We start from the raw sequence: 778 nt of genomic DNA on the forward strand, positions 1-778 counted from the left end.
TTCTTTGCTTCATAAGGTGCGCATACAAAAAAGGCACGTAGCAGGTTAGCTTTCGCGCCTTTTTACTTTGTGTTCCCGAACCTATTTCAGAACAAGTTCAAGCCAAACACACTCTTAACATCGGATAAAACTTGTTCTGTTTTTTCTCGAGAGACTTGGCTGCCATGTTTAAGAATCTCAATAAGTTGCGCTTTGTCGTTCAAATACAGCGCCCGTTTCTCTCGGATCGGACGCAGCATTTCTTGAAGGCATTCTTCCAATACTTTTTTCGTGGTTCCATCTCCTAGCCCGCCACGGCGATAGTGCGCTTTGAGTTGCTCGACATGCTCTTTGTCAGAGTGAAAAGCATCGAGATAAGTGAACACAATGTTGCCTTCTACTTGACCAGGGTCTTCGATGCGCAAATGGCTTGGGTCGGTGTACATGGATTTCACTGCAACTGAGATTTCCTTTTCAGTCGCCCCTAAGTTAATGGCATTGCCCATGCTTTTCGACATTTTATTTTTGCCATCAGTACTCGGTAAACGTGGCGCATCACTAAGCAACGGACGGCACTCTTTTAGGATATCTTGTCCGCCAAGGTGGTTAATCTTTCTCACGATTTCATTCGTTTGCTCAAGCATTGGTAATTGATCATCCCCAACCGGAACAAGTGTAGCGCGAAAACCCGTTATATCAGCTGCTTGAGAAATTGGGTAAGTCAGGAACCCTGCAGGATTCCTGACTTACCCGTTATATCAGCTGCTTGAGAAATTGGGTAAGTCAGGAACCCTGCAGG

At 45.4% G+C, this 778-nt stretch carries 1 pseudogene; it reads right to left on the minus strand.

Annotated elements, in window-relative coordinates:
• Positions 1-86 precede the first annotated feature (86 nt).
• Positions 87-716, minus strand: a pseudogene (locus R8N49_RS26550) (tryptophan--tRNA ligase); the annotation flags it as partial.
• Positions 717-778: the final 62 nt, after the last annotated feature.

Source organism: Vibrio sp. 1978 (genome assembly GCF_033344345.1).